This window comes from Dietzia sp. B44 (genome assembly GCF_014145245.1).
In the GTDB taxonomy this organism is placed as follows: domain Bacteria; phylum Actinomycetota; class Actinomycetes; order Mycobacteriales; family Mycobacteriaceae; genus Dietzia; species Dietzia natronolimnaea.
The window spans coordinates 37699-37909 of sequence record NZ_JAALEF010000511.1 but is presented as its reverse complement, the minus strand read 5'-3'; the positions used below and the strand labels follow the sequence as shown (position 1 = coordinate 37909).

The window sequence follows — 211 nt, the reverse complement described above, 5'->3', positions numbered from 1 at the left end:
GCGACCAAGATCAGCTTCATCAACGCGGTGTCGGAGGTGTGTGAGGCCGCCGGCGCCGATGTGACGGTGCTGGCCGATGCGATCGGCATGGACAAGCGGATCGGGCGGCGCTTCCTCAATGCCGGGCTGGGCTTCGGTGGCGGTTGTCTGCCCAAGGACATCCGGGCGTTCATGGCGCGGGCCGGTGAGTTGGGTGCGGACGAGGCGATGA

The 211-nt window shown here is 67.3% G+C and carries 1 pseudogene; it reads left to right on the top strand.

Features of this window, described 5'->3' with window-relative positions:
• Positions 1-211: pseudogene (locus G6017_RS17095) on the top strand (UDP-glucose 6-dehydrogenase); the annotation flags it as partial.